At 66.7% G+C, this 24,809-nt stretch carries 21 protein-coding genes; 10 read left to right on the top strand and 11 right to left on the bottom strand.

Going from position 1 to position 24,809, the window contains the following annotated elements; translation table 11 throughout:
- Positions 1–104 precede the first annotated feature (104 nt).
- Positions 105–1,235: an aminotransferase class I/II-fold pyridoxal phosphate-dependent enzyme gene (locus tag QRN34_RS08065; protein WP_285403533.1), complete on the top strand. Its 1,131-nt coding sequence runs from the start codon at positions 105–107 to the stop codon at positions 1,233–1,235.
- Between the two features lie 114 nt (positions 1,236–1,349).
- Here the strand turns inward: QRN34_RS08065 and ssb are convergent, their stop codons facing one another.
- The 6 genes from ssb to QRN34_RS08035 form a co-directional block, all read right to left on the bottom strand.
- On the bottom strand, positions 1,350–1,961 hold the full coding sequence (ssb, locus tag QRN34_RS08060) for a single-stranded DNA-binding protein (protein ID WP_285403532.1): 612 nt from the start codon (positions 1,959–1,961) through the stop codon (positions 1,350–1,352).
- A 112-nt stretch (positions 1,962–2,073) separates the two neighbouring features.
- The gene (locus QRN34_RS08055; RefSeq protein ID WP_285403531.1) at positions 2,074–2,601 is read right to left on the bottom strand and encodes a fimbrial protein; all 528 of its coding nucleotides are present in this window, start codon (positions 2,599–2,601) and stop codon (positions 2,074–2,076) included.
- Positions 2,598–5,039 (bottom strand): fimbria/pilus outer membrane usher protein, encoded by a 2,442-nt coding sequence (locus tag QRN34_RS08050; RefSeq protein WP_285403530.1) that lies wholly within the window; start codon positions 5,037–5,039, stop codon positions 2,598–2,600. Before QRN34_RS08050 ends, QRN34_RS08055 begins: the two co-directional genes overlap by 4 nt.
- 16 nt (positions 5,040–5,055) lie before the next feature.
- Positions 5,056–5,784 (bottom strand): fimbria/pilus periplasmic chaperone, encoded by a 729-nt coding sequence (locus QRN34_RS08045; RefSeq protein WP_285403529.1) that lies wholly within the window; start codon positions 5,782–5,784, stop codon positions 5,056–5,058.
- A gap of 29 nt (positions 5,785–5,813) precedes the next feature.
- The gene (locus tag QRN34_RS08040) at positions 5,814–6,368 is read right to left on the bottom strand and encodes a fimbrial protein (protein WP_285403528.1); all 555 of its coding nucleotides are present in this window, start codon (positions 6,366–6,368) and stop codon (positions 5,814–5,816) included.
- Positions 6,369–6,509: 141 nt separating this feature from the next.
- Positions 6,510–7,712, bottom strand: a complete 1,203-nt coding sequence (locus tag QRN34_RS08035) for an MFS transporter (RefSeq protein ID WP_285403527.1) — start codon at positions 7,710–7,712, stop codon at positions 6,510–6,512.
- Positions 7,713–7,842: 130 nt separating this feature from the next.
- On the opposite strand from QRN34_RS08035, the gene QRN34_RS08030 reads away from it, so the two are divergent.
- A complete protein-coding gene (locus tag QRN34_RS08030) occupies positions 7,843–8,841 on the top strand; it encodes a polyprenyl synthetase family protein (protein ID WP_285403526.1) in 999 nt (332 codons plus the stop codon).
- 18 nt (positions 8,842–8,859) lie between these two features.
- On the opposite strand, the gene QRN34_RS08025 is transcribed toward QRN34_RS08030, so the two are convergent.
- From QRN34_RS08025 to ubiH, 3 genes are all read right to left on the bottom strand, one after another.
- On the bottom strand, positions 8,860–9,657 hold the full coding sequence (locus QRN34_RS08025; RefSeq protein ID WP_285403525.1) for a dienelactone hydrolase family protein: 798 nt from the start codon (positions 9,655–9,657) through the stop codon (positions 8,860–8,862).
- Between the two features lie 64 nt (positions 9,658–9,721).
- Complete coding sequence (locus QRN34_RS08020) at positions 9,722–10,933, bottom strand: UbiH/UbiF/VisC/COQ6 family ubiquinone biosynthesis hydroxylase (RefSeq protein ID WP_285403514.1); 1,212 nt, start codon at positions 10,931–10,933, stop codon at positions 9,722–9,724.
- A complete protein-coding gene (ubiH, locus tag QRN34_RS08015; RefSeq protein ID WP_285403512.1) occupies positions 10,930–12,141 on the bottom strand; it encodes a 2-octaprenyl-6-methoxyphenyl hydroxylase in 1,212 nt (403 codons plus the stop codon). The genes QRN34_RS08020 and ubiH overlap by 4 nt, the downstream gene beginning before the upstream one ends.
- A gap of 84 nt (positions 12,142–12,225) precedes the next feature.
- On the opposite strand from ubiH, the gene QRN34_RS08010 reads away from it, so the two are divergent.
- From QRN34_RS08010 to QRN34_RS07980, 7 genes are all read left to right on the top strand, one after another.
- Positions 12,226–12,786, top strand: a complete 561-nt coding sequence (locus QRN34_RS08010) for a cob(I)yrinic acid a,c-diamide adenosyltransferase (protein WP_285403510.1) — start codon at positions 12,226–12,228, stop codon at positions 12,784–12,786.
- Between the two features lie 149 nt (positions 12,787–12,935).
- The gene (gene lptD, locus QRN34_RS08005; RefSeq protein WP_285403509.1) at positions 12,936–15,515 is read left to right on the top strand and encodes an LPS assembly protein LptD; all 2,580 of its coding nucleotides are present in this window, start codon (positions 12,936–12,938) and stop codon (positions 15,513–15,515) included.
- Between the two features lie 30 nt (positions 15,516–15,545).
- Positions 15,546–16,922 (top strand): peptidylprolyl isomerase, encoded by a 1,377-nt coding sequence (locus QRN34_RS08000; RefSeq protein WP_285403508.1) that lies wholly within the window; start codon positions 15,546–15,548, stop codon positions 16,920–16,922.
- 7 nt (positions 16,923–16,929) lie between these two features.
- Complete coding sequence (gene pdxA, locus QRN34_RS07995) at positions 16,930–17,925, top strand: 4-hydroxythreonine-4-phosphate dehydrogenase PdxA (protein ID WP_285403506.1); 996 nt, start codon at positions 16,930–16,932, stop codon at positions 17,923–17,925.
- A complete protein-coding gene (gene rsmA, locus QRN34_RS07990; protein WP_285403504.1) occupies positions 17,922–18,701 on the top strand; it encodes a 16S rRNA (adenine(1518)-N(6)/adenine(1519)-N(6))-dimethyltransferase RsmA in 780 nt (259 codons plus the stop codon). The genes pdxA and rsmA overlap by 4 nt, the downstream gene beginning before the upstream one ends.
- A gap of 52 nt (positions 18,702–18,753) precedes the next feature.
- Positions 18,754–19,137 (top strand): Co2+/Mg2+ efflux protein ApaG, encoded by a 384-nt coding sequence (gene apaG, locus QRN34_RS07985; RefSeq protein WP_036137640.1) that lies wholly within the window; start codon positions 18,754–18,756, stop codon positions 19,135–19,137.
- A 63-nt stretch (positions 19,138–19,200) separates the two neighbouring features.
- The gene (locus tag QRN34_RS07980) at positions 19,201–20,052 is read left to right on the top strand and encodes a symmetrical bis(5'-nucleosyl)-tetraphosphatase (protein ID WP_285403500.1); all 852 of its coding nucleotides are present in this window, start codon (positions 19,201–19,203) and stop codon (positions 20,050–20,052) included.
- A 73-nt stretch (positions 20,053–20,125) separates the two neighbouring features.
- On the opposite strand, the gene secA is transcribed toward QRN34_RS07980, so the two are convergent.
- Both secA and QRN34_RS07970 read right to left on the bottom strand, forming a co-directional pair.
- A complete protein-coding gene (gene secA, locus QRN34_RS07975; RefSeq protein ID WP_285403498.1) occupies positions 20,126–22,849 on the bottom strand; it encodes a preprotein translocase subunit SecA in 2,724 nt (907 codons plus the stop codon).
- Between the two features lie 133 nt (positions 22,850–22,982).
- Positions 22,983–23,915, bottom strand: a complete 933-nt coding sequence (locus tag QRN34_RS07970; protein WP_285403496.1) for a M23 family metallopeptidase — start codon at positions 23,913–23,915, stop codon at positions 22,983–22,985.
- Positions 23,916–23,999: 84 nt separating this feature from the next.
- Between QRN34_RS07970 and QRN34_RS07965 the strand changes: the two genes are divergently transcribed.
- Positions 24,000–24,404 carry a DUF721 domain-containing protein gene (locus QRN34_RS07965; RefSeq protein WP_285403494.1) on the top strand — a complete coding sequence of 135 codons (405 nt, stop codon included), beginning with the start codon at positions 24,000–24,002 and terminating at the stop codon, positions 24,402–24,404.
- Positions 24,405–24,809 lie beyond the last annotated feature (405 nt).

Below are 24,809 nucleotides of genomic sequence, written 5' to 3'. Positions count from 1 at the left end.
GGTGGGCGCACGGGTGCCATCGATCGTTTGGCCGTCCATCGGCGGGTAAGCTGGAGGCACTCGCCCCGCAGGCCCTATAGTTCGTCGCCGCACGGAGATTTCACATGACCGCCCTCCCCGACTTCCGCCTGGAAACCTATTTTTCTCGCTGGGAATTCCGTGCGCGCTATAACCTGGCCGCTTCGGACGCACAGAGCATGACGTTGTCGGCCTTGCTGGAACTTGCCGAGCCAGCGGATCGCATCGCTTTCGAATCGCTTTCGCTCGGCTACACCCAGACCTACGGCGAACCGGCGCTACGCGATGCCATCGCCGCCACCTACGAGCAGCGTCAGGCGGCCGATGTGCTCTGTTTCGCGGGTGCCGAGGAAGGGGTCTATGTCGCCATGCGCGTGCTGCTGGAGCCTGGCGACCATGTCATCGTCGTCACACCCAACTATCAGTCCGCGGAAACCGTACCTGCCGCGATTTGCGCGGTTACCGGTATCGCCCTCGATCCCGACGACGACTGGTCGCTGGACATCGACGCCGTTGCAGCAGCGATCCAGCCGAACACGCGGCTCGTGTCGATCAACTTTCCCCACAACCCGACCGGCAAGATCCTCGAGCGCGAACGCTTCGACGCCCTGGTCGCGCTCTGCCGGCAACATGGCATCTGGCTGTTCAGCGACGAGGTCTACCGCGGGCTGGGAGCCAGTGGCAGCATGCACCTGCCCCATGCCGCCGACGTGTACGAATGTGGCGTCTCGCTCGGCGTGATGTCGAAAGCCTATGGCCTGCCAGGACTTCGCATCGGCTGGATCGCCTGTGCCGACCGTTCCCTGCTACAGCGCATGGAGCGTTACAAGCACTACACGTCGATCTGCAATGCGGGCCCGTCGGAACACCTCGCACTCATCGCCCTCAAGGCCGGCAACATCATCCTCGAACGCCAGCGTCGTCTCCTGGACGCGAACCTGGCCTTGCTCGACACGTTCTTCGCCACATGGCGCGATCGCTTCGCGTGGTATCGACCGGACGGAGGCTGCATCGCCTATCCACGCTATCTCGGCTCGGAGGGGGTGGATGCATTTGCGGCATCGCTGGTCGAAGAAGCCGGCGTCCTGCTGCTGCCGGCAACCCACTACCGGTCGACCTTGACGCCCACACCGACGGATCGCTTCCGCATCGGGTTCGGTCGCGCCGATCTCGCGGAGGGCCTTGACGTACTATCTGGTTACGTGGGCCGCATGTAGCCCGTGTGCGTGTCCCGGGCTCACGCGGGACACGTGACGAAGCAGGCACCCCAAATAAAACGGGCGCCCCTGCACAAGGGCGCCCGTGACATACTAGCAACGGGACAGTGAGGCTTAGAACGGGATATCGTCGTCGTCGAAGCCTTCGTTGACCGGGGGTGCCGAGCGTTGCGGAGGAGCATTGCCCCCGCGCGGCTGACCGTAGTCGTCACCACCGCCGCGTTGCTGACCACCGCTGCCGCCGCCGTAATTGCCGCCGCCACGCTGCTGGCCGCCGCCGCCACCGCCTGCAGCGGCACCGCCACCACCGAAGTTGCCGCGCGACGGCTGGCGTGCGCCGCCGCCCTGACCACCGGCGAAGTTACCGCCACCGCCACCTTCGCCACCGCCCTGACCACCGAGCATCTGCATCTCGTTGGCGATGATGTCGGTCGAGTACCGCTCGATACCGTCCTTGTCGGTGTACTTGTCGGTGCGCAGCGAGCCCTCGATGTAGACCTGACGGCCCTTCTTGAGGTATTCGCCGGCGATCTCGGCGAGCTTGCCGAACAGCTTCACGCGATGCCACTCGGTCCGCTCCTGCTTCTCACCGCTCTGCTTGTCGGTCCAGGCCTCCGAGGTGGCCAAGCGCAGGCTGGTGATCGCCGTGCCGCTGCCGGTGTAACGGGTCTCGGGGTCCGCGCCGAGGTTGCCGACGATAATGACCTTGTTTATGCCGCGTGCCATGGATTTCCCTCGTAATTCGTATCGTAGGACGACCGGGTAGTTTGGGCGATGGCCGCCATGACCGCAAACGCTGGATGGCGGGCCTCCCCCGGGCCGTTGTGTGGTCCCAGTCTCATTCCCATCTGATCTGGACCACGGCCGAGGCGCCGGCATCACCCGCCTGCAGTGGGCCAACCCGCACATAACGGGCCTCGAAGTCCAGCCTGGCCTCTCCCTGGCCCCAGTCGAACCCCACCGCCGTCGTGCCATCGGGCGGGACGGCCTCGCCCGTGCCGGTGCGCAGCTCGATGGCGACGCCGCCCGCCCCGCCGACGACGGCGAGGAATCGTGCGTCGGGCGCATAGGGCGGCGCCCGTACGGTGACCGTGGCCCGAGAGGCCCCGATGCAGTCCACCGCGATGAAAGAGCCGCCTCGCCAGGCACTTGTCGCCCCGGGTTGGGCCAGGTCGGCCATCGTCACACTGCCCAGGTCGATCCGGAGCCGGGCGTTCGAGAGGACACAGGACGGGGTCACGGCACCCGTGACCTCAAAATCCAGCGTGTCGTCAGCGCACACGGTCGGCGAGACCAGCGCCGCCGCCAAGGCAAGCGTCAGACGGCGACGATGGCCGGGCGTCGCGTCGATGTTCCCCGTCATCATTGGCAATCTCCTTCGTGCTGTTCGAGCGTGCCCTGCTGCCGGACAGACTTCATCCTCAGGACGCAGCCACCGGCGCCAGCACCAGACCAGCGGACGGTGATGGGCGAGGGGCTTTCATCCCAGCGGACCAGCGCCCTGCCACCCTGCCCGACGAAGCCCATCGAGCGGCCCTGGCCATCGATCACCTCGGCGCCGAAAGGCAGCGGCATGCCATCGCGCATGCGCCCGGCGATCAGGACCGTGGCATGGGCTTCCGTGTCGAACGGCAACAGGACGACCGCCCCGGCCGTGGGCACGACCCGCGCCTGCGTGGCGGCGAATGTGATGCCCAGAGGCAGACCTGTCGGGTCGATGTCGACGTGATTCCAGCGGTAGGGGGCCAGGTCGGGAAGCACGGCATAGCCACGGCGATCGATTTGGCCGAGCGACGATGTGGTCAGCCGTGCCCCCGTGGCATGCCGCGCACGGACCAGCCCCATCGCCTCGCCCAGGTGAGGAGCGAGCGTCATGCCTCCCGCATGGACGATGGCTGCGCCCGAGGCGGACAGCGACGTGGACGATGCACCAGTCGACCGGCTGATGGCGAAGCCGATGTCCCCGCCGCCCGACGCGCGTGATGCCGAGGCATCGAAGCGCCCGCCCGGAGCACGACCGGTAGCCATCGACGCGGCGTAGGCCCATCCACGATGTTCCTGGGTAGCTCCCGTTACGCCGGCCTGCCACTCACCGCCCCGTTCGTCGGGACGCCAGGCGAATCTTGCCTGGGTAACGCCAGCGCGCCCTCCCAATGGCACCGATACGGAGACCTGACCTTCCGTGGCACCCGAGGGTCCGCCGCCCAAGGCGCCCCGGCGATAACGCCGGCGGAACGACAGGTCGAGGGCGGCGGAGGCCCACAGGCGACTCCATGTCAGCGTGAGGTCCGAGACGGAAGCGTCGCCCGATCGTGAGAGGTGTGACAGGCCGACACCTAGAGCACCGCCGTTTGCCCCGAGCGACCGTTGATAAAGCGTGTCGACGCGCTGCTCCCTCGCCCGTCGCAAACGGGACATCCGCGCTATGGGCCGTATAGGCACGCCACGATGCGGACCGCCATGCGTGCTGCCATGCGTGACGCCGACAGAGAGCAGGCTGTCGTCACGCCAGCGTACGCCGTAGCGACCGCGCCAGCGGGATTCGCCGGGGCGGCCTCGGCGGCGGCTGGCGTGCGTGCCGTCCAGAGAGAAACCACCATGGCGTGTATCGATGGCCGCACCTGCAGCCAGCCAGCGGCTGTCGCGCACGCGGCGATGACCCGCGTACAGCGTTACACCGTGCGAAAGGCCCTGCCGCCAGAGCGCCTGGACCAATGGCGCGTCACGTCGACCTGCCAATGGCGAACGGCCGACGGCTACCGCGAAACGATGCTCGCTTTCGGACAGCAGTTCCGGCATGGGCGAATAGGGCACACGCATCTGGCGGCGGCCACCCCGCTCCTCCTCGATGTCGACGACCAGGTCGCCACCGTGCGCGGACGCGGGAAGATCGTCGAGTACGAAGGGGCCCGCGGGCACGGATAACTCCCTCAGGAGGGCCCCTCCCTGGGAAATGCGTATGCGCGCGCGACTGGAGGCGACGCCACGTACCACGGGCGTGTAGCCGATGCTGCCGCGTGGGCTCATCCGGGCATCGCTGGCCAGCTGGATCCCCTTGCCCCGGAGTGGCTCGAACAGATCGCCGGCAAGCGAGAGATCGCCCACGCGCCACGATGCTTCCATCGCCTCGAGGGGATGCTGGAGGAACGTCTGCGACGATCGATAGCGTCGACCTGTCACCGCGCCCGAGTGCCGTAACCGCCATGACCCCATGTTGACCCCTGCATCGTCAGCCATGAACAGCGAGCGCCGGTGCCTTCCCCGGGAGGATGCGTCCTGCATGTTGAGACGCCAGCCCAGTATCCCGGCAGCGATACCCTGACCCCACTGATGGCGCGGTGGGACGCCACGCCGCCGACGCACCAGCAGGGCCTGCGGAATCTCGACGTCGAGGCGCTGCTCGGCAACGTCCAGATGGGTACGCGCGCCCGGGATGCGATGGCCCAGCGGCGCGCAAGGATCGTCGTCACCCGGAATACTCGTTGCCGCCAGGCCGGCACGCTCCAGTTCGGCACGCGCCAGACAGGGAACGGCATCGCTTCCTGGTTCACGCTCGACGAAGCGCATGGAGCGACGTGCCTGCCACTCGTCGTTCAACCATAGATCGACGTCGTAGACGCCCGGAAGCACGGCGTTACCATGCCGAAATCGCGAAAGATCGACCGTCATCGCCGAACCGCCCGGCAGAAAGCTGGCATCGAAGTCGACCGCCTTACCATCCTGGGCGTGGGCCCATCGCGCCAGCATGGCAAGCATGCCCGCCACAAGGCGGATGACATGCCACGGTTGCCGTCGTCGCGCCATGGGATGCCGTTCCTGTTCATGGCGTCACGTCGGCCTGCCCGGGGACTAGGGCACCGAAGTCGTTGATCGACGCATAGGACACACGAGCGTGGTGCCCGGCCGTCGCGGTGTCCGGCAAAGCAAACCGCTTTGTCGCACCGGGTTCGACCATGCCACCGCCCAGCGACCAGGACCCGACCTTCGCGTCGTCGGCGATCAGCGACACGTCGTTAAATGAAACGACATAGGGCGAGGCGTTGTGCACCTGCACCGCAGGGCGACCTGCCTCGCGCACCAGCGACCATTGCAGTTTTTCCGTCGCACGCACGACAGGCAGGGCGAGGCCGTCCGGCCGGTGGAAGAGTTTCAGCCGGTGGCGGAAAGCGAACTGCAGGAGGTTCTGGTCGGTAGCGCCCTCGGCTCTCGGTGGGATTTCCAGGACATTGAGCCAGTAAAGCTTCTCGTGGTCCGTAGGGAGCGTATCGCCGGCGTGCACGATACGCAGCGTATGGCCCTGGCCCGGATCGATACGAAACACGGGCGGCGTCATGACGAATGGGCTCCTTGCACTCTGCGGCGTCGACGCTTCGTCGCCGTCGTCGATCCACGCCTGCACGAGCGCCGCTTCTTCACCCTTGTTCTGGATACGGACGGCCACATCGTGCTGTTGAGCGGGGAAGACGATGCGCGTGCCGCTGATGACCACGGCAGCATCCAGACCGGGCGAGAACAGGCTGGCGGCGACAATCAATGGAATAAGACGCATGGGAACTCCTGTACGCAGGGTCGGCGACATCAGTCGTAAACGATCTGGAAGCCGATACTCGAGTTGGCCGAGCCCGCCGTGGCACCGCCGAGACTGATGTAACGCGCGATCAGAGGAATGGACGCCTTGTGCTCCGTGATCTCCACGCTCGGGGAATCCTGTGTGTAGAGGTTGATCGACTTGCCCGTGCTGTCGGCGATGTCGACCTGCACGTTGGATGCCGCATCCGCCGCCGGCTCCACCTTGAGATGGCCGCTGACGGGATCGAGCAAGGGGCTGGCCGGATCGAACCGCACCTTGGCCTTCAGGCCATCCACGCATTCGTCGTTGCCGCCCACCAGAATGACGAAGCCGCGATCGCCCGCGGTCTGGTTGACTGTGGCAAGGCTTGCCGCACTGATGCGGTCGAGGGCCACGACCTTCCTGGCCGCTCCCGTGCCGGGCGTGATGTTTTCCACCTTGCAGGTGGTGGCTTCGATGCGTCCGGTGATCTGAAGGGTGCCGTCGTTTTGCGCCAGCGCGGGCAGGGACGCGACTAGCGCCAGCGATGCGACGAACGTCGAACAAGCGGTTTTCCTGTACATGGACGGCAACCTCTTAAATGAGAGAAGGATGCGCGGCATGGCGAAAGGAAAATGACGCGCAGGCCAAGTCTGACCGCACGTTCCTGCGTGAATCGATATGGCTTTTCTGAAAAAGGGATGACAGCCGAATGCGGCCAGGTGTCAGGCAGGCTCGTCCGCCATGCCAGGTATGCCCGCGATACGCCGCGTCCCGTACACCACGAGCGGCAACCAGAGCAGGGTCAACGCCGCTGCGCCACCGAACACACCGTAAAGACCGAGCCTGCCGAGTGCCAGCCCACCCAGCGCGCCGCCGACGAACGCACCGAAGAACTGCGAGGTGGAGTACGCACCCATGGCCGCGCCGCGCAATGCGGCCGGTGCGAGGCGGGACACCAGGCTGGGCATGGCGGCTTCCAGCAGGTTGAAGGCGGCGAAGAAGAACGTGGCTGCCACCCCAAGGACGACCAGGTGGTTGCCGCCCCACGCCATGCCGGCCAGCGACAGGCCGAGTACGAAGACGCAGCCGACGATCACGCGCGTCGCACGCTCGATGTCACGCATCCGCGGCAGCAGCGCTCCCATGGCCACCGCGGCCAGGGTCAGCACGGGCAGGTAGAGCATCCAGTGATGCGCCACGGGCAGGTGCAGCACGTCGGTGAGGAGCAGTGGCAGACCGACGAAGGACGCTGTCAGCAAGGCATGCAGGAAGAAGACCGAGCCATTCAGCACGATCATGCGCGTGTCCGCGAACATCGCGGCCAGCGTGCGGCAGGTCACCTTCATCGGCATGGCCTGACACGTCGGTGTGGGCACCTGCCACCAGAGCATGACGATGGCGGCGACCGCCAGCAGCGACGTCAGGCCGAACAGCCCCGGAAGACCGGCGATCGCTTCGAGCGGCGGACCCAGCACGAGCGCCAGCAGGAAGGACATGCCGATACTCACGCCGATGATGCCCATCACCTTGCCGCGGTTCGCCTCACAGGTGAGGTCGGCCGCCAGCGCCGTTCCGGCACCGGCAACCGCCCCCATACCCTGCAGGGCTCGCCCGAGCACGATACCGGTCAAGGTATGCGAGAGCGCGGCGACGGCGCCGCCGAGCGCGAAGACGATCAGGCCCAGCGTAATGGCCGGTTTACGGCCGATCCGGTCCGACAGCAGCCCCAGGGGGATCTGCAGGCACATCTGTCCTATGCCATAGACGCCCAGGGCGAGCCCGATCAGCCACGGCGTGGCACCCGGGAGGGTCCGCGCATACACGGAAAACACCGGCAGGATCAGGAAAAGCCCGAACAGGCGCAGGCTGATCACGCCTGCCAGCGTCAGTGCGCTACGCCGCTCCAGGGAACTGAGTTTGCTCACCGACAGGGTCCGGGCGAATCGCCCACGGGGGGCGTCGACCGACGATTATACGGGCCCTGTCCGAATCCACGGCGAAAGCACGTATCAGACCCTATACTGTGGGCTGATTTGCCGCACGCGACCCGTATAGATGGACTCCATAGCATCCCGCTCGACCTCCCTCGACTTCGCCGGCGTACGTGCGCTGGCTGCCGACGACATGAAGGACGTCGATGCGCTGATCCGCCAGCGGCTATCGTCGGATGTGGTCCTGATCAACGCGATCGCTGACCACATCATCGCGGGTGGCGGCAAGCGCCTTCGGCCGATGCTCCACGTTCTTGCGGCCCGTGCGGCGGGTTATACGGGCGAGCAACACGCCAAGCTGGCGGCCATCGTCGAATTCATCCACACCTCCACGCTCCTGCACGACGACGTCGTCGACGAGTCGGACATGCGGCGCGGACGCAAGACGGCAAACGCGCTGTGGGGCAACGCGGCCAGTGTCCTGGTGGGCGATTTCCTCTATTCGCGCTCGTTCCAGCTGATGGTCGAGCTGGACGACATGCGGATCATGCGCATCCTGGCCGACACCACCAACACCATCGCCGAGGGCGAGGTGCTGCAGCTTCTTAACATCGGCAACGCGGACGTGGACGAGAGCGCCTACCTCGCCGTCATCGAGCGGAAGACCGCGGTGCTGTTCGCGGCCGCAACCGAACTCGGCGGCGTGCTGGGCGGCTTGCCCGAGGCACAGGTGGCGGCGCTGCGGCGCTATGGGCTGGAGTTGGGCTATGCCTTCCAGATCGCAGACGACCTGCTCGACTATGTCTCCGACACGGAAACGCTGGGCAAGAACATCGGCGACGATCTCGCCGAGGGCAAGCCCACCCTGCCCCTGATCTATGCCATGCAGGTGGCCGATGACGACCAGCTTAAGTCGTTCCGTCACGTCATCGAGCACGGCGGCCTGGATTCGCTCGACCGCATCGTGTCGGCCATCCGGGACTCGGGCGCGATCGAGCGCACACACGAGAAGGCGGTGACCCATGCCACGGCGGCGCGCGAAGCGCTTTCTGCACTGCCGGCGTCACCTTACCGCGATGCGCTGGCGGCGCTCGCCGATTACTCGGTCGAACGCCGCTTCTGACGGGCCGCTTGCGACGGCTTATTTCCGTGTGGCGAACGACTCGCTCAGCCACGCCCGCATGGCGGCGTAAGCACGCTTGGCCACCTTGTCGTCGTAACGGCAATTGCCGGTCGGCGAGGTAGCCTCTTTCTCCGTAAAGCAGTGCACGGCGCCACCAAAATCCGTCGATGCCCAGTCCACCTTGCCCCCGCGCATCTCCGCCTCGAACGCAGTGCGCTGCTCTGGCGGCACATTGGTATCGTCCGCGCCGTTGAGCGCCAGCACGTGCGCATGAATCTGCGAGGCGAGCTTCGGATCGTCGGTGGAGAGCAGGCCGTGGAAGCTCACTACCGCGGCCAGGTCGGCACCCGTACGCGCAAGATCGAGGACGGCCGAGCCACCGAAGCAGAAGCCGATGGCGGCCAGGCGCATCGGGTCGATCGGGGCGTTCTTTTCCTGGGCCTTGAGTTCATCCAAGGCGCGCGTCACACGTTGTCGCATGATCGCGCGGTCGGCGTACAACGGCTTCACCGCGGCACCGGCCTCCGCCTCCGACGTGGGGCGGACATCGCCGCCGTACATGTCGGTCAGGAGGATGACGTAATCCTTGCCCGCGATGTCCTTGGCCTTGGCCACGGCCCGGTCGTTGACACCGAACCAGTTCGGCACCATGACCATGCCGGGACGCTTGCCGGTCACCGCGTCGTCGTAGACGAGGACACTCTTGAAGGTCACGCCGTGGTCGGTCCACTGGACCGGCCGCGCGACCATCGCCGCGGATGCGGCACCCATGGAACCCAGAACCAGCAAGGACAAGGCTAGCAGCGTGCGGCGCATCGGCGTGACTCCCCGGAAAGCACCCAGCATAGGCGCCCCGGGGGCGTCACGGCCAGTCGTCCGGTCAGCGACCCGCCGCGTGCCTGGCCAGCGGACGCTTGAGCGGCGCCAGTGCGTTCACCAGGCGCATGCCAAGGCCACGAGCCGCGACCAGCGGTGGCGATGTCCAGCCGTAAACCCGTCCGAGGGCATCGAACGACCAGGCGTCGATGCCGTTGGCACTGCTACGACGGCGTGCGTAGCGCCGCAACACGTGCGGCGCGCCGATGTCGCGCCCGGCGTCGCGCGCGGACACCAGCGTGTCGCGCAAGGCCTCGACATCGCGCAGGCCCAGATTCACCCCCTGCCCGGCCAGCGGGTGCACCGCGTGCGCCGCGTCGCCGAGCAGCACCATCCGGCCGGACTGGTAGCGGTCGGCCAGGCGCAGGCGCAGCGGAAACGCAGCGCGACGGCCAACCGACATGATCGGACCGAGACGGAAGTCGCTGGCCACGCCGAGCGCGTCGCGGAAAGCATCGTCGTCCAGGCCCATGACCCGATCGGCCTCGGCATCGGGCAGTGTCCAGACAAGGGAACTGCGACCGTCACCCAGCGGCAGCAGGGCGAGGGGGCCGGAGGGAAGGAAACGTTGCCAGGCCGTGCGCTCGTGGGGATGCGCCGTGGCGACGTGCGCCACCACGCCACGCTGTGCGTAATCGTGCCCGTGGGTGTCGATACCCGCCATGGCGCGCAGCGGCGAGTCGGCGCCGTCGGCGGCCACGATCATTCGTGCCGCGATGAGCCGGCCATCGTCCAGCTCGAGTTGCGCGCGATCCTCGCGCTCGGCGTAACCGACCACCGTCGCAGGCACCATGCACTGGACCCCGGCGTCCGCCAGGGCACGCCACAGAACCCATTGCACCAGGGTGTTCTCGACGATGTAGCCGAGCACGTCGCGCCCCTCGTCCGCGGCGTCGAACCGCAGCGAGGCGCCGGTCTCGGCGTCCCAGACCGCCATATGTTCGTAGCCGGAGGCACGCGCGTCGCGAATGGCCGCCCAGGCGCCCAACGCGTCCAGCAGCCGCACCGACGACGGGGCGAGACCCACCACGCGCAGGTCCACCTCGTCCTCCGCACGCCAGGCCGCCGGTTCGCGCGCATCGACGAGCGCGACCGCGAAGCCCGCCCGGGCCAGGGCCAGCGCCGCGGCGGCACCGACCATGCCACCGCCGACGACTGCCACGTCGAGCGGACCGGCGCGGCGACGCGACGAAGGGGTCAGGCCGAGGTCGCTCATGGTGTCGGCTCGCGCACGGCGAACGGAGCGTTCGCCCGAAAGCCCATGCCGCGACGGCCGAGCGCATGGCGCAACGGCGGCACGCGATCCAGCGCCAGCATGGCCAGCGAACGCAACGGACCCAGCAGGGGCTGGTCGAGGCAGGCCAGACGGACCAGGCCGTGGCTCATCGCCATCGTGCCGTCCCGGTCCGGCGCCCGACGGTTTGCGTACTCGGCAAGGAGCGACGGCGCGCCCGGGTCGTCGGCCAAGGCCACGAGTTCGGCGAGGGTCAGCGCATCGCGCAGGCCCAGGTTGAAACCCTGTGCGCCGATGGGATGCACCGTCTGCGCGGCATTACCGACCAGCACCGCACGGTCGGAAGTGACTGCGGCAGCGGCCACGCGACGGATGGGATACGGCGACCGCTTGCCGGGACGCGTCAATCGCCCCAGGCGCCAACCGAACCGCTCCTGCGCCAGCGCGCAGAAGGCGGCATCGTCCATGGCGGCCACCGCATCGGCCTGGTCCGCGGCGACGGTCAGGACCACCCCAATGCGTCGATCCGCCAGTGGCAACACCGCCACCGGTCCGGCATCGGTGAACCGCTCGAAAGCCCGCCCAGCCGGGTCGCGCTCTGGCGTAAAGGTACTGACGAAGAGCGCCTGGTCGTAGTCGTACTCATGGGTGGCGATGCCCAGTTGCGTACGCACCCCGGACTGCGTGCCGTCCGCGCCAACCAGCAACGAGGTTTGCAGGGTGCGGACGCCGCCCTCCGTCACCACGTCCACCGCCCAGCCATCTCCCTCGGAACGTATCCGCTCCACCCGGCCAGGCGCCAGCCGGGTCAGATGCCGACACTGGTCGAGGCGGGCCAGGAGGGCCGCACCCAGTTCCCGCGCGGGCAGGGTCCAGCCGAGCGCGTCGACGCCTTCGTCGGCGGCGGTCATGCGGACACTGCCGAAGTCCCCGGACCGGCTGGTATGGATATGCGTGATCGGCGTGGCGCGATGCTCCGCGAACGCCCATACGCCAATGGCACGCAGGCCGTTCACCGTGGCGCGCGCCAGGGCGAGGTTGCGCTCGTCGTAGCTGGGCTGCTGCCCGACGGTGGGGGCGGCCGCCTCGACCAGCACGGCGGGCACGCCGGCCGCGTCCAGCGCGATGGCGAGGCTGGCACCGACCAGGCCGCCGCCGACGATGAGGATGGGTTCGGGTGTTGGGCTCATGGCCGAATCATACCGCCGCCGCGTGAATGCGCCGGGGTTGCGGCCCCCTGCCGCAGGTGTCGCCACGCTGGCTAGAATGCGCCTATGGCCAATCGACTCTCCAAGATCTACACCCGCACCGGCGACGACGGCAGCACCGGCCTTGGCGACGGTAGCCGTACCGGCAAGGATTCCCTGCGGGTAACCGCCTACGGCACCGTGGACGAGCTCAACAGCACGATCGGCCTGACGCTGGCGGCCGATGGCGTGGACGACGATGTCCGCGAGGCCCTGGTCCAGATCCAGCACGAGCTGTTCGATCTGGGCGGCGAGCTGTGCATCCCCGGCCTGGCGATGATCCAGGCCGCGGACATCGACCGCCTGGAAACCGTCCTCGACGGCTTCAACGCCGACCTGCCGGCACTGAAGGATTTCATCCTGCCCGGTGGCGGTATGGCGGCGGCCACCTGCCACGTCGCCCGTACCGTCTGCCGGCGGGCCGAACGCGACGTCGTGGCCCTGTCCCGGGAAGAGGCCATCCGGCCCGAGGCCCAGCGCTACCTGAACCGGCTCTCCGACCTTCTTTTCGTCCTGGCCCGGGTACTGGCACGGCGCAGCGGGCATGGCGAGGTGCTCTGGCAACACGTGCGCCGCCCGCGTGGCTGAGCCGGCGGTGTAAGCTCGCGAGGCCGGAGCGGCGATCGACGCCGCGCCTCAGGATGGGGTTCATGCTCATGGGTGACGTGCCATCGTGCCGCCGCATAGGGGATTCTGCTAAGTTGGCCGCCTTTCGTAACCCGGATAAGACCCCGCCCGTGACGTCACGCATCAGCATCCTGCCTAAACGCCGCCTGCTGGCGACCGCCGTCGCCCTCATCGTCTCGGCTCCTGCCTGGCAGGCGCAGGCCCAGAGCGCCCCGACCCAGGGTGAGACGCGTGCCGTGGCGCCCGTAGCGTCCACCGTACCCGTCGCGTCGGTGTCGGCCACGCCGACCGCCGCCATGGCACCCGCGGAGACCTGCCCGCTGGGCTCGTTCATCTGCCCACCGCGACCGATCAGCTACGCGCTGTGCCGCCCGAATGCCATGCTCGACTTCTACGAGCCTGGCGTCACCAAGGACAGCACGCTCCGCGACACGGCCGTGACCGACGTCCATTCGGGCATCGACGACGGCAACGCCAGCGGGGTCAAGGTCGAAAGCCCCGAGCCCAACCTCTATCACATGACCGGCGGCGTTCGCCTGGAGCGCGCCGACCAGGTGCTGCGCGCCAACGACGTCACCTATAACTCGGATTCCACGGCCTACGACGCCAAGGGCAACGTGAAGTACCAGGAGGCCGGCATGCTGGTCTCCGCCGACCGCATGACGGGTACCACCACACCCAACGACGGCGACGCCTACAACGTGCGTTACCAGTTGCTGCAGTCGCGTGGCAACGGCGTGGCCGACCACGCGAAGATCATCGATCCGCAGCACGGTCGCTTCCAGATGGCGTCCTACTCCACCTGCGATATCGGCTCCCGCAAGTGGGAGTTCCGCGCCAAGACGATCAACCTGAACAAGGAAACCGGCGTCGGCGAGGCACGCAGCGCCACGATGCGCGTCATGAACGTGCCCGTCGCCTATCTGCCGTACTTCACCTTCCCGCTGGACGACCGCCGCAAGAGCGGGTTCCTGTACCCGACGTTCGGCTCGTCCAGCCGTTCGGGCATGTACCTCAACCTGCCGTACTACTGGAACATCGCACCCAACTACGATGCGACGATCACGCCGGGCTACTACAGCGACCGTGGCTTTCTCCTGGGCACGGAGTTCCGCTACCTGCTGCCGCGCTCCAACGGCACGTTCGACCTGCAATACATGGCGCACGACAAGGGCCCGGACCAGGACGAGAGCGGCACCAGCGATCGTGACGGCTCCAAGCAGCGCTACCTGGTCCAGATCACCAACTCGACCAACCTCGGCGCCGGCTTCGGCTTCGTGGCGAACATCAACCGCGCATCCGACAACCAGTATTTCCGGGATTTCAGCAACGACCTCTATCAGTCGGCTGTCGGCATCCTGAGTTCCAGTGCCTATGTCACCAAGGGTGGAAAATACTGGAGCGCCTCACTGGGCGCGGACGATTACCAGAACGTGGACGCCGGGCTGCCGAACTGGGTGGTGCCGTACCGCCGCTGGCCGCGCGCGACGTTCAATCTGCAGGCACCGCTGAACAACTGGCTCGACGTGGGCGTCGATTCGGAAGCTGTGGCTTTCCGCAAGATCGACAAGCAGCCGTTCACCCCACAAAATCTCGGCACGCTGGGCCAAGTCGACGGCAACCGGCTCGACCTTGCGCCCTACCTGGCCGCCGATTTCTCGGGCGCCTCCTGGTTCATCCGGCCACGCGTCGAGTATCGCTACACCGATTACCGTCTGGATTCGGACTACCAGTACTACCATTTCGCGCAGCAGAGCCCGTCGCGTTCCGTCCCCATCAGCAGCCTCGACGCCGGCCTGATCTTCGATCGCCAGACCAGCCTGTTCGGCACCAATTACACGCAGACCCTCGAACCGCGCCTGTATTACCTCTACGTGCCGTACCGCAACCAGTCCAACCTGCCCACGTTCGACACCAATGCGATGTCGTTCGATTTCTGGCAGCTGTTCACGACCAATCGCTTCTCCGGCGCCGATCGCCAGATGGATGCGAACAACCTGACCGCCGCGTTGACCACGCGACTGCTCGATGACACCGGCGTCGAGCGCCTGTCGGCCAGCATTGGCCAGATCAAGTATTTCAGCGACCAGAAGGTGCAGATGCCGGGCGTCGCGCCGACCGACTTCAGCCGGTCCGACTACGTCGCCCAGCTGGGCGTTCAGTTCAACGACAAGTGGCGCCTGAACAGTTCCTACCAGTGGAACCCGAACAAGCAGCCCAGCACCTACGTCAACGACCAGAACATGATCTACAACTCCGGGCGCAACACCGACCTGGCGACGGTCATGGTCCAGCGCCGTATCAAGGGCGACGGCATCGTCAACTTCTCCTACCGGTACCGCCGCGGCGTGATGGAACAATTCGACACATCCGTGGTCTTTCCTGTGTCGGAGCGCTGGCGCGCGCTGGCCCGCTGGGTCTATGCCCGCCGGGACATCGTGCCGGTCACCTTCAACGGCGGCCTCCCGTTTACCACCTTCGACTACTCGCACCGGACCCTGGAAGCCGCGGTGGGTATCGAGTACGACAGCTGCTGCGTCGCCTTCCGCGTGCTCGGTCGCCACTACGTACACGACTACCTGCGCGAGACGGACAACGCGGTGATGTTCGAGGTGGAATTCAAGGGCTTGGGCTCGCTCAACCCGCAATCGGGCGCCTACCTGCGCCGTGCTATCCTTGGCTATCAATAAGTGGGGCAGGTGCCCCGGGCTCCCTATTCGATGAAGCAGATCCTCTCGTACTCCATGCTCGCCGCCTCCCTCCTGGTGGCGATGCCCTCGGCCCATGCCCAGTTGATGCCTTCGGCCCAGCCGACGACGTCGGGCGCGACCGCCGGCAACGGTTCGATCGACCGCATCGTCGCGGTGGTCGAGGAAGACGTCATCCTGCAGAGCGAGCTGGACGAGGCCATCAACGCCATCGTCCGCCAGTACGCCTCGAATCCGGGCCAGCTGCCGCCGAAGGACGTCCTGGCCCGCCAGGTGCTCGACCGCCTCATCCTGATGAAGCTGCAGGTCCAGCGCGCCAACGACCAGAACATCCACGTGTCCGACCAGGACATCGACCAGGCGGCCACCAACGTGGCCCAGCAGAACAAGATGAGCCTCGACCAGCTGCGTGCGGCAGTGGAGCAGGACGGCTACAGCTACGCAGCGTTCCGCCAGCAGCTGTCCGACCAGATCATCGCCCAGAAGCTGCACGAGAGCGTGGTGCGCGACCAGGTCACCGTCACCGACGCCGAGGTCAACAACCTGCTGGCCAGCCCGAGCTACAAGGCCGGCGAGGTCCACCTCGCGCACATCGCCATCAGCACCCCCGCCAATGGCGGTGCCGCCGACATCGCGCAGGCGGAAGCCAAGGCCGCCGAGGCGATCAAGGCGATCAAGGGCGGCATGGACTTCAACGCCGCGGCCATCCGCTTCTCCGACGCGCCCGACGCGCTGGACGGCGGCGACCTGGGCTGGCGCCGCCTGGACGAAGTGCCGCCCGCCTTCGCGGACGCTGTCGCCACCCTCAAGCCGGGCGAGACCACCGCCGCCCTGCGCGGTCCCACCGGCTTCCACATCCTGAAGCTGGTCGACACGCGCGCGCCGGGCCGCCAGATCGTCACCGAGTATCACGCCCGTCAGATCCTCATCAAGCCGTCCGAGCTGGTCACGCCGGAGCAGGCCGAGAAGAAGGCGCAGGACCTGTACACGCGCATCGTCGACAAGAAAGAAGATTTCGCCAAGCTCGCCAAGGATGAGTCCAAGGACAACACCACGGCGAACAACGGCGGCGACATGGGCTGGTTCGCCAAGGATGCCTGGGGCCAGGCCATCGCCACCCAGGTCGAGCAGCTGAAGGACAACGAGGTCTCGCACCCCATCCAGACGGATGCCGGCTGGATCGTCCTGCAGCGCCTGGGCTCACGCCAGAGTGACCTGACCGACCAGCTGCAGCGCGACCAGGCCCGCCAGGCCATCGGCAACCGCAAGGCCGACGAAGCCTACGAGAACTACCTCCGTGAGCTGCGTTCCACGTCCTTTGTCGATATCCGCGTGCCTGAGCTGAAAGATCCGAGCGACAAGCCGGCAAGCACGGCCTCCACGCCGTAACACCGACATGACCGCGACCACCCTGCCACGGCTCGCCGTCACCGCCGGCGAGCCTGCCGGGGTGGGACCGGAGCTGGTTGCCCGCCTGGCCGCCAGCGATCTCCAGGCCGACCTGGTCGCTATCACCGACCGGCAGTTACTGAGCCGCGCGGCCGCCGCCGCCGGCGTCACCCTCCATATCGACGACGATACCGGCCAGCGCATCGGCAGCCGGGCGCCCGGGCACATCCGCGTGCAACACGTGCCGTTGGGCACCGTGGAGACCTGGGGCCACCCCGACCCACGCAACGCGCGCCACGTGCTGGACATGTTGGCCGCAGCCGCCGACGGGTGTGCCGTGGGCGAGTTCGATGCCGTGGTCACCGGCCCCGTGCAGAAATCCAGCATCAACGAGAGCGGCATCGCCTTCAGCGGCCATACGGAGTTCTTCGCTGAACGCGCGGGCGTCGACGTGGTGATGATGCTGGCCAGCCCCGAACTGCGCGTCACCCTGGTCACGACTCACCTGCCCCTGTCCGCCGTGCCCGCGGCGGTCACCGCGACGCGTATCGAACGCACGCTGCGCATCGTGGCGCGTGCACTGGTGCAGGATTTCCGCCTGACCCATCCGCGCATCGCCGTGCTCGGCCTCAATCCGCACGCGGGCGAGGGCGGCCATATGGGCCGGGAAGAGTTGGACACCATCATCCCGTTGCTGGATCGACTGCGCGGCGAAGGCATGATCCTGCTCGGCCCGCTGCCGGCCGACACGGCCTTCGTTCCCGCCATGCGCCCGCACTACGACGCCGTGCTGGCGATGTATCACGACCAGGCCCTGCCCGTGCTCAAGAGTGAAGCCTTCGACCGCACCGTCAACGTGACGCTGGGGCTGCCTTACATCCGTACCTCGGTAGACCACGGCACGGCGCTGGACCTCGCGGGCACCGGCCGCGCGGATCCGGCCAGCCTGTTCGCCGCCACCCGCCTCGCCATCGACCTCGCCCGCCACCGGGCCACGCCATGAACGCACGCCCCAAGAAGAGTTTCGGCCAGCACTTCCTGCACGATAAGCGCTATATCGATCGCATTGTCTCGTCCGTCGCACCCAAGGACGGCGACACCGTGGTCGAAATCGGACCGGGCGAAGGCGCCATGACGATGCCCCTGCTCGCCGTGGCAAAGCGCATGACGGCGATCGAACTGGATACCGACCTCATTCCCGGCCTGCAGGCGCGCGCGGCCGCCATAGGCGAACTACGCATCGTGCACTCGGACGTGCTCAAGGTCGATTTCACGGCGCTGGCCCATGAACTTGGCGCGGAGCGCCTGCGCATTGCCGGCAACTTGCCGTACTACATCTCCAGCCCGATCCTGTTCCACTGCGTGGCCCACGCCTCCGCCATCCAGGATATGCACTTCATGCTGCAGAAGGAGGTCGTCGACCGCATGGCCGCCGAGCCGGGCAGCAAGGTCTACGGGCGCCTCAGTGTCATGCTGCAGCTGGCCTGCAAGGTGACGCCGCTCTTCACGGTGCCGCCGGGCGCATTCCGGCCGCCGCCGAAGGTCGACTCCGCCGTGGTCCGGCTGGTACCGCTCCCTCCCGAGGCGTTGCCCACGGGCGATCCGGCACGCATTCACGCGGTTGTGAAGGCCGCGTTCGCGATGCGACGCAAGACGCTTTCCAACACGCTAAAGGGCATCGTGGACGAGTCGACGATCCGTGAACTCGGCATCGATCCGCGTGCACGCGCCGAAACGCTGGCGCCGATGGACTTCGTGAAGCTCGCAAACGCGAGCTGAGCGCGTTCAGGGCATACTTGCCCACCCCCTTCCCGTCCCCGACAATCCCTCCATGAACTCTAAACAGCCCTACACGATCGACGTGGAGGTCGAAACCCGCTTCGTTCCCGACCAGTCGCAGCCCAAGGATAACCGCTACGTGTTCGCCTACACGATCACGCTGCGTAACGCGGGCGAGTCCGGTGCACAGCTGCTGACACGGCACTGGGTGATCACCGATGCGAACGGCAAGGTCGAGGAAGTGCGCGGCGACGGCGTGGTCGGCGAGCAGCCGTGGATGCGCCCCGGCGAATCCTTCGAATACACCTCCGGCGCCGTCTTGGAGACCTCGGTCGGCACGATGGAAGGCAGCTACCGCATGGTGGCGGACGACGGCACGCACTTCGATGCCCCGATCGCGCCCTTCGTGCTTTCGATCCCACGCACGCTCCACTAGGATCGAAGCCATGGATAGTGTGCATGCCCGCGCCGACAACGGCGCGACGGAGCGACAGGACTGATGGCCGTCTACGCGATCGGCGATGTCCAGGGTTGCTACCCCGAACTCCAGCGCCTGCTGGAGAAGCTTCGTTTCGACCCGTCGAACGACAAACTCTGGTTCTGCGGGGACTTGGTCAACCGCGGCGGTGAGTCGCTGGCCACGCTGCGGCTGATCCACTCGCTGCGCGACAGCACCATCATCACGCTGGGCAACCACGATCTCTCACTGCTCGCCATCGGCCAGCGTCGCGAGGACGCACAGCAACGGGTCAACCCCGAGCTGCGCGAAGTGCTGTTCGCCGACGATGCCCCGGTGCTGCTCGAGTGGCTGCGCATGCAGAAGCTGCTGCACCACGACGAGACCCTGGGCTGGACCATGATCCACGCGGGCATGGCGCCCATGTGGACGCTGCGCCAGGCCCAGCGCGCTGCCCTGGACGTCGAGCGCGAGCTTGGCGGCCCGCGTCACCAGCGGCTGCTGAAAAACCTGTTCGGCAATCGTCCGCCCGGCTGGAACAACCGCCTGCAGGGTGTGGAGCGCCACCGCGCCACCATCAATACGCTGACCCGCATGCGCTATTGCGACGTCACCGGTCGGATCGACTTCGAAGGCAAGGGCACCCCGGGCACACAGAAGCCGGGCATGTATCCCTGGTTCGAAGTGCCGGGCATGCGTCGCCGCGAAACCCGCATCGTCTGCGGTCACTGGTCCGCGCTGGGACGGTTCGCCGGCCTGGGCGTCTATGCGATCGACACCGGCTGCGTCTGGGGTGGACAGCTCACCGCCCTGCGCCTGGACACCGAGGAACCGGAATACATCACCGTGAATGCCGAGCCGCATCGGCAGAAGCCCAAGGGCGGCGGCGACTGACCGATATCGACTGACTGCAAAAAACAAACCCGCCTGTCGGCGGGTTTGTTTTTACGGGCAGGCTCACCGTGCGTCAGGTGAGCTGGCCGTGGCAGTGCTTGTACTTCTTACCCGAGCCACAAGGACAGGGATCGTTGCGACCGACCTTCGGGCCGTCGTTGACGACGGAAGGCATGATCGGCGCGGCGGCCTCCGCCGGCGCATTGCCCTGGGGCAAACCCGCGGCCTGCGCGTCCGCATGCTGGAATTGCAGCGACTGGCCGTCGGCCGCACGCTGCTGCTCCGCTTCCATCGCCAGCACTTCGTCTTCGCTGCGGACGCGGATACGCGCGAGCATCTGCACCACTTCGCCCTTGATGCGGTCGAGCATTTCGGAGAAGAGCTCGAACGACTCGCGCTTGAATTCCTGCTTCGGCTGCTTCTGCGCATACCCGCGCAGATAGATGCCCTGGCGCAGGTAGTCCATGCTGGCGAGGTGCTCCTTCCAGGCGTTGTCGACCACCGAGAGCATGACGTGCTTCTCGAGCGAGCGCATGGTCTCCGCGCCGATCTGGGCTTCCTTCTCGGCGAACAGGGCGTCCACCGCCTCGCGCACGTGCTCGAGGATGCCTTCGGCGTCCACTTCCTTCTGTGCCTCGACCCACTGCGGAAGGTCGATGCGCAGGTTGAGTTCGCTCGCCAGCTCGCGATCGAGGCCGGCGAGGTCCCACTGGTCGTCGATGCTGTCCGCCGGCACGAAGCGACGCACCAGGGCGACCACGACGTCCTGGCGGATGTCGCCGATCATGTCGGAGATGTCGTCGGTTTCGAGCAGTTCGTCACGCTGCGCGTAGATCACCTTGCGCTGGTCGTTGGCGACATCGTCGAAGTCCAGCAGATTCTTGCGGATATCGAAGTTGTGCTGCTCGACCTTGCGCTGCACTTTCTCGATCTGGCGGGAGATCAGTCGATCCTCCAGTGCCTCGTCTTCCTTCATGCCGAACATCTGCATCCAGCGGCCGATGCGCTCGCCGCCGAAGATGCGCATCAGGTTGTCCTGCAGCGACAGGTAGAAGCGGGACGAGCCCGGATCGCCCTGGCGGCCCGAACGGCCACGCAGCTGGTTGTCGATACGACGGGATTCGTGGCGCTCGGTACCGATGATGTGCAGACCACCGGAAGCCAGCACCTGGTCGTGGCGTTTTTTCCAGTCCTCGCGCACCTGCTTGCGCTCGGCGTCGGAGGCGTCTTCGGGCAAGGTGGCCAGCGCCGCGTCGAGGCTGCCGCCCAGCACGATGTCGGTACCGCGACCGGCCATGTTGGTGGCGATGGTGACCGCGCCCGGCGCACCGGCCTGCGCGACGATGTGCGCCTCGCGCTCGTGCTGCTTGGCGTTGAGCACCTCGTGCGCGATGCCTTCCTGCCGAAGCAGGCCGGAAACCAGCTCGGACACGTCGATCGAGGCGGTGCCAACCAGCACGGGCTGGCCGCGTTCGTGGCAGGCCTTGATGTCGGCGATCACCGATTTGTATTTGGCATCCGGCCCCAGGAACACGGAATCCGGGTTGTCGACACGCACCATCGGCTTGTGCGTCGGGATGACCACGACTTCCAGGCCGTAGACGGTCTGGAATTCGTAGGCTTCCGTGTCGGCCGTGCCGGTCATGCCGGCCAGCTTCTTGTACATGCGGAACAGGTTCTGGAACGTCACCGTCGCCAGGGTCTGGTTCTCGCGCTGGATGGGCACGCCTTCCTTGGCCTCGACCGCCTGGTGCAGGCCGTCGGACCAGCGGCGACCCGCCAGGGTACGACCGGTGAACTCATCGACGATGATGACCTCGCCGTCGCGCACGATGTAGTCCACGTCACGCTGGTAGATGCCGTTGGCGCGCAGCGCGGCATTGAGGTGGTGGACCACCGCCAGGTTCTTCGAATCGTAGAGACCGCTGTCGGGCTCGATGACGCCGGCCTCGCGCAACAGCTGCTCGGCGTGCTCCATGCCCTCTTCGGACATGTGCACCTGCTTCTGCTTCTCGTCGACCAGGTAGTCGCCCGGAGCGTCTTCCTTCTCCTGCCGGATGAGGCGGGGGACGATCTTGTTCACCGCGATGTACAGCTGCGGGGAATCTTCGGCCGGGCCCGAGATGATCAGCGGGGTGCGGGCTTCGTCGATGAGGATCGAGTCCACTTCGTCGACGATGGCGTAATGCAGGCCGCGCTGGTTGCGCTGCTCCTTGCTGAGCGCCATGTTGTCGCGCAGGTAGTCGAAGCCGAACTCGTTGTTGGTGCCGTAGGTGATGTCCGACTGATAGGCCTCGCGCTTGTCCGCGTGGTCCATGCCCGGATATACGACGCCGACCGTGAGGCCGAGGAAGTTGTACAGCCGGCCCATCTGGGCGGAGTCGCGACGCGCCAGGTAGTCGTTCACCGTGACCACGTGAACGCCCTTGCCTTCCAGAGCATTCAGGTACACAGGCAGCGTGCCGACCAGGGTCTTGCCCTCGCCGGTGCGCATCTCGGCGATGCGGCCCGAGTGCAGCACCATGCCGCCGATCATCTGGACGTCGTAGTGGCGCATGCCGAGCACGCGCTTGGCCGCCTCGCGGGTGACCGCGAAGGCTTCGGGCAGCAACTTGTCGAGCGCCTCGCCCGCTGCCAGCCTGCTGCGGAACTCCTCGGTCTTCCCGCGCAGCGCATCGTCGGAAAGCGTTTCGAATTCGGGCTCCAGGGCGTTGATGCGCTTGACCGTCTTGGAGAGGTCGCGCAGCACACGCTCGTTACGGCTGCCGAAAATACTCGTCAGTGCACGATTGAACATCGATCATCCGGATCTGAAACGAAAAAAGGGCGCCGGAAGGCCTGAAGCCGAGCGGCACGAAGGGACGATCATACTACGCCCGCCCCTGGCTTTCCTCGGGGTGGCGGCATGCCGCCACGGATTCAAGGCCGGGTCAGCGGTGGCTGCGGACAAAGGCCAGCGGATTGACCACCTGATCGTGGTACCAGACCTCGAAATGGACGTGCGACCCCGTAGAACGGCCCGTGGAACCGGCCTTGGCGATCACGTCGCCCACCCTGACCCGCTCGCCGGGGGTGGCGACGATGACGCTGTTGTGGGCGTAGCGGGTCATGTACCCATTGCCGTGGTCGATTTCGACGACATCGCCATAGCCGCTGCGCTGACCGGCAAAGGTGACCATGCCTTCGGCAACCGCCGTCACCGGCGTACCCGTCGGGGCGGCGATGTCGATGCCCGTGTGCCGGGCACTGTGCCCGCTGAAAGGATCGGGACGACCGCCAAAGTAGGAGGAGATGTAGCCGTTCACCGGCATGCCCGTCGGCCGCAGGCTGGACTCGATCCGGCGATCCATGAGCATGTCACTCAGGGCCTCGAGCTGGACCTGCTGGGTATCGAACTGGCCCGATAATCGGTCGATGCCGCGATCCAGTGAACCCGGCAAGGTGTACGCGTCGCCACCGGCGGTCGGTTCCGGGCCGCCCTGCCCCGGCATCTCGTCGAAGTCGAACTCGCCGGCGTCGAGCTTGCCCACCTGAGTCAGGCGCTCGCCCAGCGCGTTCAGGCGAATGGATTGGGCCTGCAACTGGCCCAGCTTCACGGCCAGGGCGTCGAGGTCTCGCTGGGCGTCCCGCCGGATCTGTGCCACCTGGGCATCCTGGTCGCCCACCTGCTGCTGAAGACCCTGGATATGACCGAGGGCACGGCCGCGGGGGCTGGCCACGGCAAGGGCAACGACCGCACCGACGCAGGCAATGCCCAGCACACCGGCCAGGGCGAAAGCGGCCATCTTGCAGCGCAAGCGCCGGCAAGAGAGGTCCAGCGTTTTCGGTCCTTTCTGACCGCGTGACACGAGTATGATCTGCATACGTTCCACATCGAAAAGTCCATCCGGCCCATGCCACCGCCGTCCAAGCCGTCCCGCCATGCCACCCGTGGACTGAAATCCATCGTGGACGTGGGACCCGTCGCGTCGCTCGCCGCCAAGGCGCGCGAACTCGACCAACTGGACCGCCAGCTCCGCGCGACCCTGCCCTCGCCCATGCGCGACCACATCCGCTTCGCGGACCTGCGCGATGGCCGACTCGTCTTCCTCGCGCCGTCGTCGGCCTGGGCATCGCGGGTACGTCTTTACCAGACGCAGATCCTCGAAGCCGCCCGCGCCATGGGCGCGAAGGCCTACTCGGTCGCCGTGAAAGTGGCACCCCTGCCGCCTGTTGAGGTCATTCCCGACCGGCACAGGCCGCTTTCCGCCGGTGCGGCCCGCCATCTCCGGTCCGCCGCGGCCTCGTTGTCCGATCCCACCCTGCGTGATCTCTTCCTCTACCTGGCTCTCCAGGCAGACAACGAAGATTAATCAAGCACTTACCGTTCACCAATGCGAATGCGTAAGTCGTACCGCACCCGGTAAGTGGCGAACTTTATAGCATGCATTCACAAAGGGAGCACCTGAGGTGCACGCCTGATTCACATCCTCTTACGGCTATCGGAACCATAGGGCCAAGTCGTGGTGGTGACTTATTGTGTAGGTAGCGGTCGGTTCTTGTAGGTACAAAACTGGCGCGCCTCTGGCATCGTGCTGGGCCTGGGGCCTGGGGCCTCGGGCCTGGGAGCGAGAGCCGGCGGGTGCCACCCTCGGGGCCACGCCTGCGGCGACCCGACAGGGAAGGGCCGCGTTCGCGGCCGTTTATTGATTGCCCTTCGGGCCCGGGTCGGGCTTCGAACGGGGGTTTCCGATTCGCCATCCATGGCTCAGCGGAAA

Origin of the sequence: Luteibacter sp. ME-Dv--P-043b (genome assembly GCF_030209605.1) — a bacterium.
Classification (GTDB): Bacteria; Pseudomonadota; Gammaproteobacteria; order Xanthomonadales; family Rhodanobacteraceae; genus Luteibacter.
Note: the sequence above shows the minus strand (reverse complement) of the source record. Positions and strands in the feature narration are given on the sequence as shown.

What these genes read in the sequence shown, in the direction of transcription:
- QRN34_RS08065 (WP_285403533.1), top strand. Translation starts at nt 105, where the DNA reads ATGACCGCCCTCCCCGACTTCCGCCTGGAAACCTATTTTTCTCGCTGG.
- ssb (WP_285403532.1), bottom strand. Translation starts at nt 1,961, where the DNA reads ATGGCACGCGGCATAAACAAGGTCATTATCGTCGGCAACCTCGGCGCG.
- QRN34_RS08055 (WP_285403531.1), bottom strand. Translation starts at nt 2,601, where the DNA reads ATGATGACGGGGAACATCGACGCGACGCCCGGCCATCGTCGCCGTCTG.
- QRN34_RS08050 (WP_285403530.1), bottom strand. Translation starts at nt 5,039, where the DNA reads ATGGCGCGACGACGGCAACCGTGGCATGTCATCCGCCTTGTGGCGGGC.
- QRN34_RS08045 (WP_285403529.1), bottom strand. Translation starts at nt 5,784, where the DNA reads ATGCGTCTTATTCCATTGATTGTCGCCGCCAGCCTGTTCTCGCCCGGT.
- QRN34_RS08040 (WP_285403528.1), bottom strand. Translation starts at nt 6,368, where the DNA reads ATGTACAGGAAAACCGCTTGTTCGACGTTCGTCGCATCGCTGGCGCTA.
- QRN34_RS08030 (WP_285403526.1), top strand. Translation starts at nt 7,843, where the DNA reads ATGGACTCCATAGCATCCCGCTCGACCTCCCTCGACTTCGCCGGCGTA.
- QRN34_RS08025 (WP_285403525.1), bottom strand. Translation starts at nt 9,657, where the DNA reads ATGCGCCGCACGCTGCTAGCCTTGTCCTTGCTGGTTCTGGGTTCCATG.
- QRN34_RS08020 (WP_285403514.1), bottom strand. Translation starts at nt 10,933, where the DNA reads ATGAGCGACCTCGGCCTGACCCCTTCGTCGCGTCGCCGCGCCGGTCCG.
- ubiH (WP_285403512.1), bottom strand. Translation starts at nt 12,141, where the DNA reads ATGAGCCCAACACCCGAACCCATCCTCATCGTCGGCGGCGGCCTGGTC.
- QRN34_RS08010 (WP_285403510.1), top strand. Translation starts at nt 12,226, where the DNA reads ATGGCCAATCGACTCTCCAAGATCTACACCCGCACCGGCGACGACGGC.
- QRN34_RS08000 (WP_285403508.1), top strand. Translation starts at nt 15,546, where the DNA reads ATGAAGCAGATCCTCTCGTACTCCATGCTCGCCGCCTCCCTCCTGGTG.
- pdxA (WP_285403506.1), top strand. Translation starts at nt 16,930, where the DNA reads ATGACCGCGACCACCCTGCCACGGCTCGCCGTCACCGCCGGCGAGCCT.
- rsmA (WP_285403504.1), top strand. Translation starts at nt 17,922, where the DNA reads ATGAACGCACGCCCCAAGAAGAGTTTCGGCCAGCACTTCCTGCACGAT.
- apaG (WP_036137640.1), top strand. Translation starts at nt 18,754, where the DNA reads ATGAACTCTAAACAGCCCTACACGATCGACGTGGAGGTCGAAACCCGC.
- QRN34_RS07980 (WP_285403500.1), top strand. Translation starts at nt 19,201, where the DNA reads ATGGCCGTCTACGCGATCGGCGATGTCCAGGGTTGCTACCCCGAACTC.
- secA (WP_285403498.1), bottom strand. Translation starts at nt 22,849, where the DNA reads ATGTTCAATCGTGCACTGACGAGTATTTTCGGCAGCCGTAACGAGCGT.
- QRN34_RS07970 (WP_285403496.1), bottom strand. Translation starts at nt 23,915, where the DNA reads ATGCAGATCATACTCGTGTCACGCGGTCAGAAAGGACCGAAAACGCTG.